This window comes from Pseudomonas sp. PKS, from assembly GCF_051913525.1.
GTDB classification, from domain to species: Bacteria; Pseudomonadota; Gammaproteobacteria; order Pseudomonadales; family Pseudomonadaceae; genus Aquipseudomonas; species Aquipseudomonas guariconensis_D.
On record NZ_JBEGDO010000045.1, the window covers coordinates 1 to 1,696 of the forward strand.

1 protein-coding gene is annotated in these 1,696 nt (G+C 55.1%); it reads right to left on the minus strand.

Features of this window, described 5'->3' with window-relative positions; all coding sequences use genetic code 11:
• Window positions 1–186 precede the first annotated feature (186 nt).
• On the minus strand, window positions 187–1,623 hold the full coding sequence (locus ABOA88_RS23990; RefSeq protein WP_367852226.1) for an IS1182 family transposase: 1,437 nt from the start codon (window positions 1,621–1,623) through the stop codon (window positions 187–189).
• Between the last annotated feature and the right edge of the window lie 73 nt (window positions 1,624–1,696).

Below are 1,696 nucleotides of genomic sequence, written 5' to 3' on the forward strand. Positions count from 1 at the left end.
GCTTTGGGTCCAGGCTGTGTGAAAACGCCAGTAAGTACGTCGAGTAGCGAAAGAAGCTGGGGCCTCCTGTAAATTCAGCAGATCTAAATGCAGATCTACCTCAGTCGGGCACCAGGCGCGACCTGTGCTATCTGGGCCGCGGCAGCGGCCCAGATAGCCGTATACGGACGCATAGAACGCTTGGACTCATGTCCTGATCGCTTCAATCAGCCCAGCGATGCCGAAGATGCTCATCATTCGTTTGAGATTGTAAGCAAGCACGTGAAGGCTCATCTCGGTGCTTACCCTCGGTAGGGTTTTGGTCAGGAAGTGAGTGCTTCCCATCCAGTATTTGAGCGTTCCGAAGGGATGCTCCACCGTTTGCCGGCGAACTTTCATCTTTCCTGGGTCATGTTCCAATCGGATCTGCACGGCTTCGACTACCGTTTCATGCTCCCAGCGCTTCAACCGGCGTTCCTTACCCGTCGTACACTGCTTCTGCATGGCGCAACTTTGGCAGCCAGAGAACCAGTAGGAGTGCAGCAACATGCCGTCTTCCACCGAAGAATGCCTGCGGGTCAGTAGTTGATCCGCAGGGCATCGGTATTCATCCGATGCAGCGATGTAGAAGAAGTCCTGCTTGCCGAATCGGCCTTCCGCTTTGCTGCTTGATGTCAGCGGCTTCGGGACAAAAGTGGTGATCCCGGCCTGCTCGCAAGCAAGGATCTCCGGACCTTTGTAATAGCCTCGGTCGGCGACCACTGTCAGCGACTCAGCACCGATCTCTTCGCGTGCCTGGTTCGCCATATTGCTCAACTGTGTTCGGTCATTGCCAACATTGGTGACTTCATGAGCAATGATCAGATGGTATTTGTCATCGACTGCTGTTTGTACGTTGTAACCAACCGTGCCAGTACCTCCGCCACTCGTGGCCATTGAGCGTGCATCAGGATCGGTAAGAGAGATTTGCTGATCTGGGCTGGCGTGAAGCTGCGCTTCAATGTCCTTGAGCTTCGTCATCTGCTGTTTCAGCTTTTCTATTTTTTCGCTCAGCCGTTCAGCCTTGGCCTCGGCGACCTCGGGCGCTGCCCGATCCGCCGAATCCATCGCCGTAAGATAGCGGTCAATGCTCTGCTCGATCTGCTGCATGCGCGCCTTGATCTTGCCCTGGGTAAAGTTGCGGTCGCGGTTATTTACGGCTTTGAATTTGCTGCCGTCGATGGCAATGATCGACTGGGAGAAAAGATTGAGGTTGCGGCAAAGCACTACAAATTGCCGGCAGACGCTGCGAATGGCTTTGCCGTTGTCTCGCCGAAAGTCGGCAATCGTTTTGAAGTCAGGAGCCAACCGGCCCGTTAACCACATCAGCTCGATATTGCGCGCTGCCTCGCGCTCAAGCCGGCGGCTGGACTGAATCCGGTTGAGGTAGCCATAGATGTAGATTTTCAGCAGGACTGCTGGATGATAGGCCGGACGACCCGTTGCAGCCGGATCGACACCCTCGAACCCGAGCGCTCCGAGGTCGAGTTCATCGACGAAAACGTCAACCACCCGAACAGGGTTTTCTTCGGTGATGTAATCATCCAGGCACTCCGGCAGCAGCGTGACTTGCGTCCGGGCTTCACCTTCAATGAACCGTTTCATGATCGTCCCCGCCACGATCTCGACGATCAGAAGGTTAGACAATCGCAGGTGTTTTCACACAGCCTGGGTCGAT